This window comes from Klebsiella planticola (assembly GCF_000783935.2).
Lineage (GTDB): Bacteria > Pseudomonadota > Gammaproteobacteria > Enterobacterales > Enterobacteriaceae > Klebsiella > Klebsiella planticola.
On the sequence record NZ_CP026047.1, the window covers coordinates 1,635,548 to 1,649,622 of the forward strand.

General features: G+C 59.1%; 14 protein-coding genes. 7 read left to right on the forward strand and 7 right to left on the reverse strand.

All coding sequences use genetic code 11. The features are described from left to right. Nucleotides 1-33: 33 nt before the first annotated feature. Nucleotides 34-588, forward strand: coding sequence for an NUDIX domain-containing protein (locus tag MC50_RS07915; protein WP_032690234.1), 555 nt, complete (start codon nt 34-36; stop codon nt 586-588). Here MC50_RS07915 and MC50_RS07920 read toward each other — a convergent pair. The 3 genes from MC50_RS07920 to MC50_RS07930 all read right to left on the reverse strand — a co-directional run bounded on the left by MC50_RS07920 (nt 580) and on the right by MC50_RS07930 (nt 3,487). Next, nucleotides 580-1,440 carry a DMT family transporter gene (locus MC50_RS07920; RefSeq protein WP_032690233.1) on the reverse strand — a complete coding sequence of 287 codons (861 nt, stop codon included), beginning with the start codon at nt 1,438-1,440 and terminating at the stop codon, nt 580-582. The two genes, MC50_RS07915 and MC50_RS07920, sit on opposite strands and share 9 nt — an antisense overlap. A gap of 24 nt (nt 1,441-1,464) precedes the next feature. Then, nucleotides 1,465-2,274 carry a lipoprotein NlpA gene (nlpA, locus tag MC50_RS07925; RefSeq protein WP_047663602.1) on the reverse strand — a complete coding sequence of 270 codons (810 nt, stop codon included), beginning with the start codon at nt 2,272-2,274 and terminating at the stop codon, nt 1,465-1,467. 307 nt (nt 2,275-2,581) lie between these two features. Beyond that, entirely contained in the window at nt 2,582-3,487 is a 906-nt protein-coding gene (locus MC50_RS07930; RefSeq protein WP_046853321.1) for a helix-turn-helix transcriptional regulator, read from the reverse strand. Between the two features lie 117 nt (nt 3,488-3,604). Here MC50_RS07930 and MC50_RS07935 point away from each other — a divergent pair, with 117 nt between their 5' ends. Next, entirely contained in the window at nt 3,605-4,141 is a 537-nt protein-coding gene (locus MC50_RS07935; protein ID WP_032697028.1) for a carboxymuconolactone decarboxylase family protein, read from the forward strand. Between the two features lie 17 nt (nt 4,142-4,158). On the opposite strand, the gene MC50_RS07940 is transcribed toward MC50_RS07935, so the two are convergent. Then, nucleotides 4,159-4,629, reverse strand: coding sequence for a nuclear transport factor 2 family protein (locus MC50_RS07940; RefSeq protein ID WP_032690229.1), 471 nt, complete (start codon nt 4,627-4,629; stop codon nt 4,159-4,161). Beyond that, on the reverse strand, nt 4,626-5,258 hold the full coding sequence (locus MC50_RS07945) for a pyridoxamine 5'-phosphate oxidase family protein (RefSeq protein ID WP_047663603.1): 633 nt from the start codon (nt 5,256-5,258) through the stop codon (nt 4,626-4,628). Before MC50_RS07945 ends, MC50_RS07940 begins: the two co-directional genes overlap by 4 nt. Nucleotides 5,259-5,360: 102 nt before the next feature. On the opposite strand from MC50_RS07945, the gene MC50_RS07950 reads away from it, so the two are divergent. Next, entirely contained in the window at nt 5,361-6,275 is a 915-nt protein-coding gene (locus tag MC50_RS07950; RefSeq protein WP_047665429.1) for a LysR family transcriptional regulator, read from the forward strand. On the opposite strand, the gene MC50_RS07955 is transcribed toward MC50_RS07950, so the two are convergent. Beyond that, nucleotides 6,272-7,765: an MDR family MFS transporter gene (locus MC50_RS07955; RefSeq protein WP_032690226.1), complete on the reverse strand. Its 1,494-nt coding sequence runs from the start codon at nt 7,763-7,765 to the stop codon at nt 6,272-6,274. The two genes, MC50_RS07950 and MC50_RS07955, sit on opposite strands and share 4 nt — an antisense overlap. Nucleotides 7,766-7,845: 80 nt before the next feature. On the opposite strand from MC50_RS07955, the gene MC50_RS07960 reads away from it, so the two are divergent. Continuing rightward, nucleotides 7,846-8,493 carry a TetR/AcrR family transcriptional regulator gene (locus MC50_RS07960; RefSeq protein WP_032690225.1) on the forward strand — a complete coding sequence of 216 codons (648 nt, stop codon included), beginning with the start codon at nt 7,846-7,848 and terminating at the stop codon, nt 8,491-8,493. 28 nt (nt 8,494-8,521) lie between these two features. Here MC50_RS07960 and MC50_RS07965 read toward each other — a convergent pair whose 3' ends face one another. After that, nucleotides 8,522-8,938 carry a GNAT family N-acetyltransferase gene (locus MC50_RS07965; RefSeq protein WP_032690224.1) on the reverse strand — a complete coding sequence of 139 codons (417 nt, stop codon included), beginning with the start codon at nt 8,936-8,938 and terminating at the stop codon, nt 8,522-8,524. Nucleotides 8,939-9,138: 200 nt separating this feature from the next. Between MC50_RS07965 and MC50_RS07970 the strand changes: the two genes are divergently transcribed. The 3 genes from MC50_RS07970 to MC50_RS07980 all read left to right on the forward strand — a co-directional run bounded on the left by MC50_RS07970 (nt 9,139) and on the right by MC50_RS07980 (nt 14,075). Beyond that, a complete protein-coding gene (locus tag MC50_RS07970) occupies nt 9,139-9,708 on the forward strand; it encodes a TetR/AcrR family transcriptional regulator (RefSeq protein WP_047663604.1) in 570 nt (189 codons plus the stop codon). Nucleotides 9,709-9,843: 135 nt separating this feature from the next. Next, the gene (locus MC50_RS07975; protein ID WP_047663605.1) at nt 9,844-10,968 is read left to right on the forward strand and encodes an efflux RND transporter periplasmic adaptor subunit; all 1,125 of its coding nucleotides are present in this window, start codon (nt 9,844-9,846) and stop codon (nt 10,966-10,968) included. Continuing rightward, nucleotides 10,968-14,075, forward strand: a complete 3,108-nt coding sequence (locus tag MC50_RS07980) for an efflux RND transporter permease subunit (protein ID WP_032698519.1) — start codon at nt 10,968-10,970, stop codon at nt 14,073-14,075. The genes MC50_RS07975 and MC50_RS07980 overlap by 1 nt, the downstream gene beginning before the upstream one ends.

The window sequence follows — 14,075 nt, forward strand, 5'->3', positions numbered from 1 at the left end:
CCTGAACGCGGGTTTTCTGAGGAAGTGGCTACGATGAAAAAGAGACTAAGCGCCGCCGATATGCACGACGCCGAAGTGATTGCGCAAACTCCGTGGTTCAGCATGCGTAAAGTGGCCATCGATGTCACCGACGCCGAGCGCCGCGATTTTTACTCTGTCCATTACCCGCGTCCGGCGGTGGGGATTGTCGCCATGCAGCAGGACAAAGTGCTGCTGATCCGCCACTATCGGTATCTGATCGATAAGGTGGTATGGGCTATTCCGTCCGGCGGTATTGATGAAGGGGAAGAGCCGCGCGCGGCGGCCCTGCGCGAGCTACGGGAAGAGACCGGCTATCAGGCGAAACAGGCCACAGAAATTATCCGCTACAACCCCTCCTACGGCAGCAGCGACCAGCTGTTTATCACCTGGCTGGCTTGCGATCTGACGTATGTCGGAATGGATGAGGATCAGGATGAGGTGATGGAAACAGGCTGGTTTACCTTCGCCGAAATCAGCCAGCTGATCGCCCGCGGCGAGATGCCTGACGGGCTGTCGCTGGTGCCGCTGCTGCATCTGATGGCGCAGCAGCATAACGGTTTAGCGTAACGGCCTGAGCATCCGCCAGCGGAACCACAGCTGCGCCACCAGGATCAGCATACCGCCAATAATCTTTTGCAACGGCAGCTGTTCGCCGTACCACAGCGCGGCGGCAATGACCGTCAACAGCGGCTCCAGCACCATGATAATCGCAGCGCTCGCCACCGCCGCGTACTTCTGCCCCTTCATTTGCAGGCCGAAACGCAGACTGGTGGCGATAACAATACTGGCCAGCAGCCAGCCGAAAGTGGGCAGCGTGAACGGCTGGTCCCAGGTTTCGACAGCGGCGGAGATCCCCAGCCCAACGACCCCGGTAATCGCCAGTTGCACGGTGGTCAGCGGGATCAGGGGCACATCGCGGGCGCAGCGGCTGGTGTAGCAAAACCAGATCGACTGCACCAGCGCGGTCAGCAGAAACCAGCCCTGGCTAGGGTGGAAGGCAATCGGCATATGCAGACTGAGCAGCCCGAGGCCGACGATCGCGACCGGCAGGCACTCCCAGTATGCCCGGGCCGGGCGTGTTTTCATCATCACCCATGCGGTGAGCGGCACAAACAGCATCGACAGGCTCATGATAAACGCCCCCTCGCCCAGCGAGGCGGTGGTCGAGACCGAGTAGATCCACAGACACAGGTTCAGCGCAAACCACAGCCCGCCGATCGTCATCTGCCGCCAGTGTCGCCTCTCAACGTGAAAGCCGCGACAAAACGGCAGCAGCAGCAGCGCCGCAAAAAAGAAACGCAGCCCGAGGAAGGCGAAAACCGGCATTCCGGCGATGGCTTCGCGAGAAAATATCCACCCACATGCGGCGATAACCGTAGCGGCTACCAGCAGTAAATCCGCCTGACGCTGCCGGACCATATTCACCTCTCCTTGTGTTGACGATTACCAGCCGGGAACCGCACCACCGTTAAAGATAGTCTCTGCCGCCTTTGCCACTTCCGGCGACTGATAGGACTGCATAAATTCCTTCACGTTTTCCGCGTCTTTATTCTCTTCGCGGGCCACGATGATATTCACGTACGGCGAGTTTTTATCTTCAATAAAAATCCCGTCATGCACCGGCGAGAGACCGGTCTGCTGAAGATAAGTGGTGCTGATAATCGCCACATCCACTTTCGGGTCGTCCAGCACGCGCGGCAGCTGCGCCCCTTCCAGCTCCATAATGTTCAGGTGACGCGGGTTGGCGGTGATATCGACCGCCGTAGGCAGCAGGCCAGTCCCTGCCTTCAGGGTAATCAGCTGCTCTTTTTGCAACAGCAGTAACGCGCGGCCCAGGTTGGTGGGATCGTTCGGAATGGCGATAGTCGCCCCGTCTTGCAGATCGGCCACTGATTTTATTTTGCGTGAATAGCCCGCCATCGGAAACACGAAGGTGTTGCCGACCGCCACCAGATGGTAGCCGTGCGCTTTATTATCCTGCGCCAGGAACGGCCGGTGCTGGAAGACGTTAGCATCCAGATCGCCGGCGTTCGTCGCTTCGTTAGGCAGAAGCGAACCGCTAAAGCCCACCAGCTCGACATTCAGACCATATTTCTCTTTGGCGACCTTTTTAGCCACTTCCGCTACATCCTGTTCCGCGCCGTTGATGACGCCGACTTTAATGTGTTTCGCATCGCTGCCTTTCTGGTCGCAGCCTGCCAGCAGCAGACCCGCCAGCACCACGGCGGCGGCTGTCCGTAAACGCAATTTCATCATTTTTACCCTGTCAGTCCATAGAAGTCGTTATTATTTTTCGTCCGAAACTATAACGACTTTATGGTCAGGTTTTAAACTGCAAAAACAACAACCGGAAATAAAATCATCTACCGGTGTTTGGCTTCATGCGCCAGCAGCCCAGGCGTCGCCTGTTGCTGTTGCTGTGCGAAATCCATAATTCCTCCGGTTTGGTAATGATACGGCGGATGCTGGCCCGCGCGTCACAACCGGAAACCGGACGACAATGTTGTGTTTACGCCGCTGCGGCACCGGCCGTCACGACCAGCCTCGGCGCCACAGCCGCTTACCGACGCCGCCACTCCCCAGGCGTTACGCCATACAGTTTTTTAAACGCCTTCGAGAACGAGGCCTGCGACTGAAACCCACAGCGCCCGGCAATCACATCAAGGTTGGTCTGCCGCTCCACGCGCAGCAGGCGCGCAGCCATCGCCATCCGCAGCTGCGAAAGCCAGGCCTGCGGCGTGAGGTGATAAGCACGGGCAAAGTGCCGGGCGAAGGTCGCGCGCGATAAAAAAGCGCGGGCGGCCATGCTTTCCAGCGTCCAGGGCTGCTCCGGCGTCTCCAGCACCGCGAAAACAGCGGGCATCAGCCGTTCATCGCTCATCAGCCGCAGCAGCCCTTCCGGCGGTGCTTCGCTGCCCAGTAGCGTGCGCAACAGCAAAACCAGCAGCGTGTCGCCGAGGCTACGCACGATAGCCCCGCCGCCGGGGCGCGCCATCAGGCTCTCCCGTACCAGCACGTTAAGCAGCAGCTCCAGCTCCGGGCACTCCGCCCGCTCATCGGTGTGCAGATGAATCAAGTCAGCCGGTTCCGCAAATAACCAGTTGACGTGCGGGCCGAAGTAAAATTCGCCGCACAGCATCTCCAGCGCATCGTGGTCGGTAGCGGTTCGGACCTCGGTCAGGGTCCCGTTAAAGCGGTGGGCGACGGGCAGAATCTGCCCCCACTCCACCAGACTTTCCATCAGATGCGGCGAGCCGTGCGGGAGCAAGATGACATCGCCCGCCCGCATCTGCCGGGTTTGTCTGCCGACCGTCAACCGCCCCTCGCCACGCAACACAAAATGCCAGGGCACTACGCCGCTGCGCATTTGCTCATGCCCGGCCTGCCAGCGACCGCCAAACCGGCAATGCAGATTCACTTCGCAGCGCGGCGCCAGCAGCGCCAACAGATGACTGAGACTGTCCATGCCACTCCTGAGACGATAAGACAAAAAAATGAGACAAAGAGCCTCAGTCTAGCACGCCGCCTGTCCCTAACATGTCGCCATTGCCACATCACACCCTCACAGACACAGGAGCACACCATGAGCCGTTTAGCTGATATTCGTGAACAAGACGTCACCGGTAAAGCCGCAGAAATTTTCGGTGCGATCAAAAAAGCGATGGGTAAAGTGCCCAATGCCTATCTGACCATTGGCGGTCATTCACCGGCGGCATTGCAGCAGGCGTTGGCGCATAACGCGATGCTGAGTAAAAGCAGCCTGAATGCCAAACAGCTGGAAGCGATTAACCTGGCCGTGAGCGAGGCCACCGGCTGCGATTACTGCCTGGCGGCGCATACCTTAATGGCGAAAAAAGCGGGTTACAGCGGCGAGCAAATCCATGCCCTGCGCCGCGGCGAGTTTACTGATGATGCCCGTCTCGATGCGCTGGTCAAGTTTGTCCAGACCCTGGTGCGCACTCGCGGTACGCTCCCGGAAGCCGACGTCAGCGCACTGCGTAACGCTGGCTTCGGCGACCAGCAGGTGATTGAGATTATCAGCGCGGTGAGCGCCATTCTGTTCACCAATATGGTGAACCGGGTGAATGATACGGTCGTCGACTTCCCGAAAGCCGATTAACCCGTCACATCGCCTGTTTATAGCCCCAGCTCGCTCAGCCCCGGATGGTCATCGGGGCGGCGCCCCTGGGGCCAATGGAACAGGCGATCCCGCGCGGCAATCGGCAGATCGTTAATGCAGGCGTAGCGGGTATGCATCAGGCCATGCTCATCAAACTCCCAGTTTTCATTGCCATATGAGCGGAACCAGCTGCCGCTGTCATCACACCATTCATAGGCGAAACGCACGGCAATACGGTTATCGTTCCACGCCCACAGCTCCTTAATCAGCCGGTACTGCTGCTCCTTTTGCCATTTTCGCGTCAGGAAGCCGATGATTTCCGCACGCCCATGGACAAACTCACTGCGGTTGCGCCACTGGCTGTCGGCCGTATAGGCCAGCGCCACTTTTTGCGCGTCGCGGCTGTTCCAGCCATCTTCGGCGGCGCGAACCTTTTGCAGCGCGCTTTCCCGGGTAAACGGCGGTAGCGGCGGGCGAACTTCGGTCATGGTCGTTCTCCTTTTAACGTTAACTGTTGTTGTAGCTTCAGATTTTCCTGCTCCAGCGCCTGGATACGCTGCTGCAGCGTCTGGCTGTACTCCGCCACCTGTCGGGCGCTGTAGCGCGGCGTTATGTGCTGCCGACAGTTCCAGTCAAACGCCTGCAGATGAAAGCGAAACAGGCGCTCCACCCGGGCGCGGTAATTGTCCGGCGTGACCCGAGCCAACAGCCCGGGATCATCGTCCTTCGCCAGCACCTCGACGGTGGCATAGATTTTCAGCCTGGCGCGGCGCGGGTAATCCATCAAAAACAGGCAGGCCCGGTCGCTGCCGCGCAGGTTGCCGGTGGTGATGTACTGCCGGTTGCCGCCAAAATCCGCCATCGCCAGGGTGGCATCATCCAGCAGATGGAGAAAACCCGGCGGCCCGCCGCGATGCTGGATGTAGGGCCAGCCGGTTTGCGATAACGTTGCCAGATAAAAACTGTCGCGGGTGGCGATCATCTCCTCTTCGCTGGCGCCGAAACGTTCTCCCCTGCGCTGGCGATACGGCGACTGCCACAGACCATCGCTTCCCATTTCATGTTGAACGTCCATCACATCAGGCGTGATGGCAATATCGAGAAAGTCCCCCGGCATAGATCCTCCGAACGCGCTGTGACTGCGCTCATCATGGACTCTGCCGCCATAAATGATAATACTGCGATACTGACAATCATCTTTCCGGAAAACGGGATAATTATGGATCGCTTGAGCGCCATGGCGCTGCTGGTAAAAGTCACTGAACTGGGCAGCATGTCGGCGGCGGCGCGGGCGCTGAATACGCCGTTGACCACCATCAGCCGCCATATTGCCGAGCTGGAAAGCACGCTCGGCGTGCGCCTGCTGCTCCGCACCACCCGCAAGCTGACGCTGACCGATGCCGGTATCGATTATGTCGCCGCCGCACGGCGGATTCTCGAAGAGGTTGACCAGGCCGAGCGCCAGGCGGCGGGGGAATATCAGCAGCCGAAGGGTGAGCTGACGATCGCGGCACCGACGATGTTTGGCCGACAGCATGTTTTGCCGGTTGTCACCACTTTTCTCGCCCGTTACCCGCAAATTCGCGTCCGTTTGCTGCTCAGCGATCGTAATGCCGACCTGGTCGACGACCATATCGATCTCGCGGTGCGTATCGGTACGCTACCGGATAGCGGAATGGTTGCCACTCGCCTGGGCGAGATGCGTATTGTCACCTGCGCCCACCCGGCGCTGCTGGAGAAGCACGGATACCCGCAGCGCCCGCGTGAGCTGAGCACACTACCGGCCATTGGCATTGAATCACCGATGCCCTATCGCGGCTGGCGGTTTAAGGCGCCGATGGCGGAAGACCGGCACGTAGTGCTTCAGCCGGTGCTCTGCGTGACCACTCCGGAAAGCGCCGCCGACGCCGCGCGACTGGGGGCCGGCGCGGCGCGCCTGCTGCACTACCAGGCCATCGATGGTCTGGCGTGCGGTGAACTGACGCTGATACTGGAAGCGATGGAACCGGAGCCTGCGCCGGTACACCTGCTGTATACCGCCCGCGGGCTGGCACCTCTTAAGTTGCGGAAGTTTATCGATTTCGCCACCCCGATGCTGCGCCAGGCGCTGGCGCGCATCGCGGCAACCCGCTAGCTCGCCACCGTTTTCAGCGGCGCCTCTTTCAGCAGCCATGAGAGCAGGAAAGCGACCGCCATGATGCAGGCTGCCATCAGGAATGCGGCATGTATCGCCGAGCCAAAGGCATCGAGATAATCGAGGCGGATCTCTGACGGCAGGTTCTGCACCGCGGCCGGATTCAGCGCCCGCGGCAGCGCCGTCCCTTCCGGCAGCAGACGCTGCAGGTTGTTTTGCAGAACGTGGGTGAACACCGCGCCGAACAGCGCCACCCCGATGGAACCGCCGATCGAACGGAACAGCGTCACGCCAGAGGTCGCCACGCCGTACATCTGCGCCGGCATGGCGTTCTGTACCGCCAGCACCAGCACCTGCATCACCAGTCCCAGGCCCATCCCCAGCACGGCGGTAAACAGATACAGCTGCCACATCGGCGAGTAAATGGTAATACGCGTCAGCAGCACCATCCCCACCATACCTGACAACGTGCCAAGAATCGGGAATATGCGGTACCGGCCAGTGCGGCTGATAATGCGCCCGCTGACGATCGACGTCATCAACAGCCCGCCCATCAACGGAATGAGCTGCATCCCGGCTTCGGTCGGCGTCGCCGCCTTCACCACCTGCAGATAGAGCGGCAGGAAGGTGACCGAGCCAAACAACGACATCCCGATGACAAAGCCAATCAGGCTGCACAGCAGAAAGCTGCGATTGCGAAAGAGGGAGAGCGGGATAATCGGTTCTGCGGCGATCCGTTCTTCATAAATAAAGCCGATAACCCCCACCACGCCGAAGGCGAGAATGCACCACAGCTGCGGGTCGTTCCACGCGCGCACGCTGCCGCCTTCAGAGGTGAAGAGAATGATACACAGCAGCGCCATACTCAGGTAAATCGCGCCCAGCCAGTCAACCTGATGCTGGCTACGTTTATTGCTGCTGTGGAAAACCGCGCCGATCACCAGCAGCGCAAACAGCCCCAGCGGCAGGTTGATATAGAAAATCCAGCGCCATGAAGCGTGCTGGACCAGGAAGCCACCGATGAGCGGCCCGATCACCGTCGCCAGGCCGAATACCCCGCCGAACAGCCCCTGATAGCGGCCGCGGTTGGCCGGTGGGATCACGTCGGCCACCGCCGCCATGCTGATCACCATCAGGCCGCCGCCGCCCAGCCCCTGTAGCCCACGCATCAGCACCAGCTGCGTCATATTCTGCGCGACGCCGCACAGCGCGGAACCGACCAGGAACAGCACGATCGCAACCTGGAGCACAATTTTGCGGCCAAACAGATCGCCAAATTTACCGTACAGCGGTACGACAATCGTCGAGCTGAGAATATAGGCGGTGACCACCCAGGAGAGCTTATCCAGCCCCCCAAGCTCACCAACAATCGTGGGTAGCGCCGTCGACACAATGGTCTGATCCAGGGCCGACAACAGCATAACCAGCATCAGCGCGCTAAACAGCAGACGGATCGACGGTGCCGGTTGGGTCGCGACTTGAGACGTCATCACATCACTCGCTTGAAATTAATTAAATGTATAATTAATATTTAGGGAAATGATGAATCCCGTCAAGAGAGGATCAAGAAATGGCCGCACAAAAAGACAATGATGTCCCTCGCCGCCCGGGCCGCCCGCGGGGTAAAAAACCCGGCACGGCCAGTCGCGAGCAGCTTATGGATATTGCGCTGATGCTGTTTGCCCGTCAGGGGATCGCCCATACTTCGCTCAATGCCATTGCCAAAGAAGCCGGCGTGACGCCGGCGATGCTGCACTACTATTTCAGCTCGCGGGAAGCGTTAGTAGACCAGTTGCTGGAAGAGCGCTTCATGCCTTTGCGCAGTGAGATAGGACAGATTTTTATCGAACATCCGGAAGATCCGGTGACCGCTTTCACCTTGCTGATCGAGGCACTGGGGACGCTGGCGGAGAAGCACAACTGGTTTGCGCCGCTGTGGATGCAGGAGGTAATTGGCGAGATGCCGATACTTCGCCAGCATATGCACGCGCGCTTTGGCGATGATAAATACCACCGGATGCTGGCAACGGTGAAGCGCTGGCAGGAAGAGGGTAAACTCAACCCGGCCCTGTCGCCGGAGCTGCTGTTCACCACCCTGATTAGCCTGGTTCTGGTGCCTTTCTCCCGCCTGCGTACCGACACACGCTTAGCCTCCGTCTCCCGACAGACCATTGTCAGCCACGCGCTGACGCTGATCCGCCAGGGAATTGCCGGTTAAGCCACGCGCTATCGGCTGCCCGCCGGAGCTACAGCGCTTTCGACAGGTAGTGGCGCGCCATCCCGACGTGCGGAAAATCAGGAAGCGACATCTGCAGCTGATAGCCCTGCTTTTGATAAAACGGCAGGGCCTGGAAGCTGAAGGTATCGACCAGAACATGGCGACAGCCCTCCTCGCGCGCCTGCTTTTCCGCCGCGCGCATCAGTTCGCCGCCCAGCCCGCTGCCGCGCGAAGCTTCACTGACCCACAAATACTCAATACAGAGCCAGTTGGCCTTTCTTTTGGCAATCAAACCGCCCAACATGACCCCGGCCTCATCACGGAAGTAGACGCCCAGGTCAGCAAACTGCGTCGCATCCAGATAGCGCAGGTTGTATTCACGTAATCCTGCCAGCAACTCCTCCTGATCCGCTGGATTAATACTTTTCGTTATAATCAATGCCATCGGTATTCTCCTTAATTCAATATTATGAAGATATCTCTGCGCTTACTTTCACAAAAAATACTTATTTTCTCCATTATTTCCTGTCTAAATTTTCCGGGCTTATTTTTAATTAAAAAAACCTTTCCATCATCCGCTGGAAACGTATAATGAAGGAAAAATGAGAATGATCATTCTCACTTTATGTCACCACGGAGAAAACCATGAGCAACGCCCTGGCCGCCCGGCAAAAGATCCGGCAGGATGAAATCATCGCTGCCGCACGTCACTGCTTTCGCCGTCATGGTTTTCACGGAGCCAGCATGGCGCAGATCGCCAGCGAGGCGAAGCTGAGCGTCGGGCAAATCTACCGCTACTTCGCCAATAAAGACGCCATTATTGCGGAAATGATCCGCCGCATCATCGATTATCGTATTGCCGAGATGGACGGAAAAACGCAGACGGACCAAATTCCGCGGCTGCTCGCCTGGCGACAGACCCTGGATGAAGATGATGACGCGCTGATGCTGGAAATGGCCGCCGAAGCGACCCGCAACCCGCAAATCGCGGCCATGATGGTGGAAGCCGACAAGCGCATGTTTGCCAACGCCTGCGCGCATATACGCAAAGCGCACCCGCATCTGAGCGACGAACGCATCCGCTGCTGCGTTGAGATCACCGCGGTAATGATGGAAGGGACGATTTACCGGCGTCTTGTTCCACAAACGGTGGCACCAGAAGTCCTCGAGAAACTTTATCGGGAAATAACCGCTATGTTGCTAATGGATAAATAATTAACTGCAATTAATAAACAGGGAATTTTAAATTCCCTTTTTGTCGTTTCCGTTTATCGGAAATGCGTCACCCGCTGGCCTGAACCCTGCTATTTAATTAGCGGGGAGGACGTCGTTCATCCTGAGAAAAATATAATGAAATATACCATAATCCCCATCGCAGCGGCCTTATTCATCCTGAGCGGATGCGATAATGCCCAAACATCAGCCCCACCACAGGTGACGCCGGAAGTGGGTGTCGTCACGCTGAAAAGCCAGCCCGTTTCCGTGATCAGCGAACTGACCGGTCGTACCACGGCCTCACTCAGCGCCGAAGTGCGTCCGCAGGTGGGCGGCATCATTCAAAAACGCCTGTTCACCGAGGGCGATAGGGTAAAAGCCGGCCAGGCGCTGTATCAAATCGACCCCGCCAGCTATCGCGCAGCCTATAACGAAGCCGCCGCCGCGCTCAAGCAGGCCCAGTCGCTGGTGACATCCGACTGTCAGAAAGCCCAGCGCTACGCGGCGTTGGTGAAGGACAACGGCGTTTCCCGTCAGGATGCCGACGATGCTATCTCCACCTGCAATCAGGACAAAGCCAGCGTGGAGTCGAAAAAGGCGGCGCTGGAGAGCGCGCGGATTAACCTGAACTGGACCACTGTTACCGCGCCGATTGCCGGACGGATCGGCATCTCTTCCGTCACCCCCGGCGCACTGGTTTCCGCCGACCAGGATACCGCCCTGGCGACGATCCGTGGGCTGGACACCATGTATGTCGATCTCACCCGCTCCAGCGTCGATCTGCTGCGCCTGCGCAAACAAGCGCTGGCGACCAACGACAATACGCTTAGCGTGTCGCTGACCCTGGAAGATGGCAGCACCTACAGCGAAAAAGGGCATCTGGCGTTGACCGAAGTGGCGGTGGACGAATCCACCGGTTCGGTCACGCTGCGCGCAGTCTTCCCCAACCCGCAGCATGTCTTGTTACCGGGAATGTTCGTGCGCGCCCACGTCGATGAAGGAGTGATGGACGATGCGATCCTGGCGCCACAGCAAGGCATCACCCGTGATGCCAAAGGCAATGCCACCGCGCTCGTCGTCAATAGCAACAGCAAAGTAGAGCAAAGGGAAGTCGAAACCGGTGACGCATACGGCGACAAATGGCTGGTGGTGAACGGCCTGAAAAGCGGCGATAAGCTGATCGTTGAAGGCACCAGCAAAGTCGCTGCTGGCCAACAGGTCAAAGCCGTCGAAGTCAACAATGACGGAGGCAACGCCTGATGTTTTCCCGCTTCTTCGTGCGTCGCCCGGTTTTCGCCTGGGTTATCGCCATTCTGATCATGCTCGCCGGGGTGCTCGCCATCCAGACGCTGCCGGTGGCGCAATATCCTGACGTCGCCCCTCCGGCGGTAAAAATCTCGGCCACCTATACCGGGGCCTCTGCGGAAACCCTGGAAAACAGCGTCACTCAGGTCATTGAACAGCAGCTGACCGGGCTGGATAACCTGCTCTATTTCACCTCCACCAGCAGCTCTGACGGCTCGGTAGATATTACCGTCACCTTCGAGCAGGGGACCGACCCGGATACCGCCCAGGTGCAGGTGCAGAACAAAGTCCAGCAGGCGGAATCACGCCTGCCGAGCGAGGTGCAGCAGTCCGGCGTCACGGTAGTGAAATCGCAAAGTAACTTCCTGCTGATCCTCGCGGTGTACGATAAAAATAACAAAGCCACCAGCTCCGATATCTCCGACTGGCTGGTCAGTAACATGCAGGACCCGCTGGCACGCGTTGAGGGCGTCGGTAGCCTGCGCGTTTTCGGCGCAGAATACGCGATGCGTATCTGGATGGATCCAACCAAACTGGCCTCCTACGCGCTGATGCCTTCCGATGTACAAACGGCGATTGAAGCGCAGAACGTGCAAATTTCCGCGGGCAAAATCGGCGCGCTGCCGTCATCCAGCGCGCAGCAGCTGACCGCCACCGTCCGCGCTCAGTCGCGGCTGCAAACCGTCGATCAGTTCAAAAACATTATCGTCAAGAGCAAGTCAGATGGCTCGGTGGTGCGTCTGGGCGACGTCGCTCGCGTTGAGATGGGCAGCGAAGATTACACCGCCACCTCAAACCTCAACGGCCATCCGGCCGCCGGTATCGCGGTGATGATGGCCCCGGGCGCCAACGCGCTGGATACCGCCACGCGCGTGAAAAGTAAAATTGCTGAATATCAGCGGCAGATGCCGCAGGGCTACGATATCGCCTATCCGAAAGACAGCACCGAGTTCATCAAAATCTCGGTTGAAGATGTTATTCAAACGCTGTTTGAAGCCATCATTCTGGTGGTTTGCGTGATGTACCTGTTCCTGCAAAACTTCCGCGCCACGCTGATTCCGGCGGTGGCGGTGCCGGTCGTGCTGCTGGGGACCTTTGGCGTGCTGGCGCTGTTCGGCTACTCCATCAACACCCTGACCCTGTTTGCGATGGTACTGGCCATCGGCCTGTTGGTGGATGACGCCATCGTGGTGGTGGAAAACGTCGAGCGTATTATGCGCGACGAGGGCCTGCCCGCCCGTGAAGCTACCGAAAAATCGATGGGCGAAATCTCCGGGGCGCTGATCGCGATTGCGCTGGTGCTGTCGGCGGTATTCTTACCGATGGCCTTCTTTGGCGGCTCGACCGGCGTGATTTATCGCCAGTTCTCGGTGACCATTATCTCGGCGATGATGCTGTCGGTGGTGGTGGCTCTCACCCTAACGCCGGCGCTGTGTGGCGCGCTGCTCTCCCACTCTAAGCCGCATACCAAAGGGTTCTTCGGGGCGTTTAACCGCCTGTGGGGCCGTACCGAACAGGGCTATCAGCATCGCGTGCTCGGCGGGCTACGCCGCTCTGCCATGATGATGGGCGCCTTTGTGCTGATCTGCGGCACCATGGCGCTGGCGATGTGGAAGCTGCCGGGAAGCTTCCTGCCGGTAGAGGATCAGGGTGAAATTATGGTCCAGTACACCCTCCCGGCGGGCGCCACCGCCGTGCGTACCGCCGAGGTACGTCGCCAGGTGACCGACTGGTTCCTCAGCAAAGAAAAAGCCAATACCAACGTTATTTTCACCGTCGATGGCTTTAACTTCAGCGGCAGCGGACAAAACGCCGGGATGGCCTTCGTGTCGCTGAAAAACTGGTCCGAGCGTAAAGGCGCCGAGAACACCGCCCAGGCCATTGCCCTGCGCGCCACCCGGGATCTGAGCAGTATTCGCGACGCCTCGCTGTTTGCCATGACCCCGCCGTCGGTGGACGGTCTGGGGCAGAGCAACGGCTTTACCTTTGAACTGATGGCCAGCGGCGGCACCGATCGCGATAGCCTGATGAAAATGCGCAGCCAGCTGCTGGCTGCCGCCAACCAAAGTCCGGAACTCCAGTCGGTCCGCGCCAACGACCTGCCGCAAATGCCGCAGCTGCAGGTCGATATCGACAATGACAAAGCCGTTTCCCTGGGACTGTCGCTGAGCGATGTCACCGACACGCTCTCCAGCGCATGGGGCGGCACCTACGTCAACGATTTTATCGATCGCGGACGCGTGAAGAAGGTTTACATCCAGGGAGAAAGCGACGCCCGCGCCGTGCCGTCCGATCTCGGTAAATGGTTCGTACGCAGCAGCAATGACAGCATGACGCCGTTCTCCGCCTTTGCCACCACCCATTGGCAATATGGCCCGGAAAGCCTGGTGCGCTACAACGGCGCCACGGCCTTCGAAATCCAGGGTGAGAATGCCTCCGGCTTCAGCTCGGGTGCGGCAATGGAAAAAATGGAAGCGCTGGCCAACAGCCTGCCGGCAGGCACCACCTGGGCATGGAGCGGCATGTCGCTTCAGGAAAAGCTGGCCAGCGGGCAGGCCATGAGCCTGTATGCCATCTCGATTCTGGTGGTGTTCCTGTGTCTCGCCGCGCTGTATGAAAGCTGGTCGGTCCCCTTCTCGGTGATCATGGTGATCCCGCTGGGCCTGCTCGGCGCGGCGCTGGCGGCGTGGATGCGCGATCTGAGCAACGATGTCTACTTCCAGGTCGCACTGTTGACCACCATCGGTCTGTCGTCGAAGAACGCCATCCTGATTGTTGAATTTGCCGAAGCGGCGGTCGATGAGGGCTATTCCTTGTCGCGCGCGGCGCTACGTGCGGCGCAAACGCGTCTGCGTCCTATCGTGATGACCTCGCTGGCGTTTATCGCCGGGGTCCTGCCGCTGGCGGTAGCGACCGGCGCCGGGGCCAACAGCCGCGTGGCGATCGGGACCGGTATTATCGGCGGCACCCTGACCGCAACGCTGCTGGCAGTGTTCTTCGTTCCCCTGTTCTTTGTGCTGGTGAAGCGTCTGTTCACCCGCCAACGCCCTACTCAGGAGTAA

Bases quoted from the DNA above. Each gene is read 5' to 3' on its own strand.
- MC50_RS07980 (WP_032698519.1), top strand. From the start codon at position 10,968: ATGTTTTCCCGCTTCTTCGTGCGTCGCCCGGTTTTCGCCTGGGTTATC.
- MC50_RS07955 (WP_032690226.1), bottom strand. From the start codon at position 7,765: ATGACGTCTCAAGTCGCGACCCAACCGGCACCGTCGATCCGTCTGCTG.
- MC50_RS07945 (WP_047663603.1), bottom strand. From the start codon at position 5,258: ATGCCGGGGGACTTTCTCGATATTGCCATCACGCCTGATGTGATGGAC.
- MC50_RS07935 (WP_032697028.1), top strand. From the start codon at position 3,605: ATGAGCCGTTTAGCTGATATTCGTGAACAAGACGTCACCGGTAAAGCC.
- MC50_RS07970 (WP_047663604.1), top strand. From the start codon at position 9,139: ATGAGCAACGCCCTGGCCGCCCGGCAAAAGATCCGGCAGGATGAAATC.
- MC50_RS07975 (WP_047663605.1), top strand. From the start codon at position 9,844: ATGAAATATACCATAATCCCCATCGCAGCGGCCTTATTCATCCTGAGC.
- MC50_RS07915 (WP_032690234.1), top strand. From the start codon at position 34: ATGAAAAAGAGACTAAGCGCCGCCGATATGCACGACGCCGAAGTGATT.
- MC50_RS07950 (WP_047665429.1), top strand. From the start codon at position 5,361: ATGGATCGCTTGAGCGCCATGGCGCTGCTGGTAAAAGTCACTGAACTG.
- MC50_RS07960 (WP_032690225.1), top strand. From the start codon at position 7,846: ATGGCCGCACAAAAAGACAATGATGTCCCTCGCCGCCCGGGCCGCCCG.
- MC50_RS07930 (WP_046853321.1), bottom strand. From the start codon at position 3,487: ATGGACAGTCTCAGTCATCTGTTGGCGCTGCTGGCGCCGCGCTGCGAA.
- MC50_RS07920 (WP_032690233.1), bottom strand. From the start codon at position 1,440: ATGGTCCGGCAGCGTCAGGCGGATTTACTGCTGGTAGCCGCTACGGTT.
- nlpA (WP_047663602.1), bottom strand. From the start codon at position 2,274: ATGAAATTGCGTTTACGGACAGCCGCCGCCGTGGTGCTGGCGGGTCTG.
- MC50_RS07940 (WP_032690229.1), bottom strand. From the start codon at position 4,629: ATGACCGAAGTTCGCCCGCCGCTACCGCCGTTTACCCGGGAAAGCGCG.
- MC50_RS07965 (WP_032690224.1), bottom strand. From the start codon at position 8,938: ATGGCATTGATTATAACGAAAAGTATTAATCCAGCGGATCAGGAGGAG.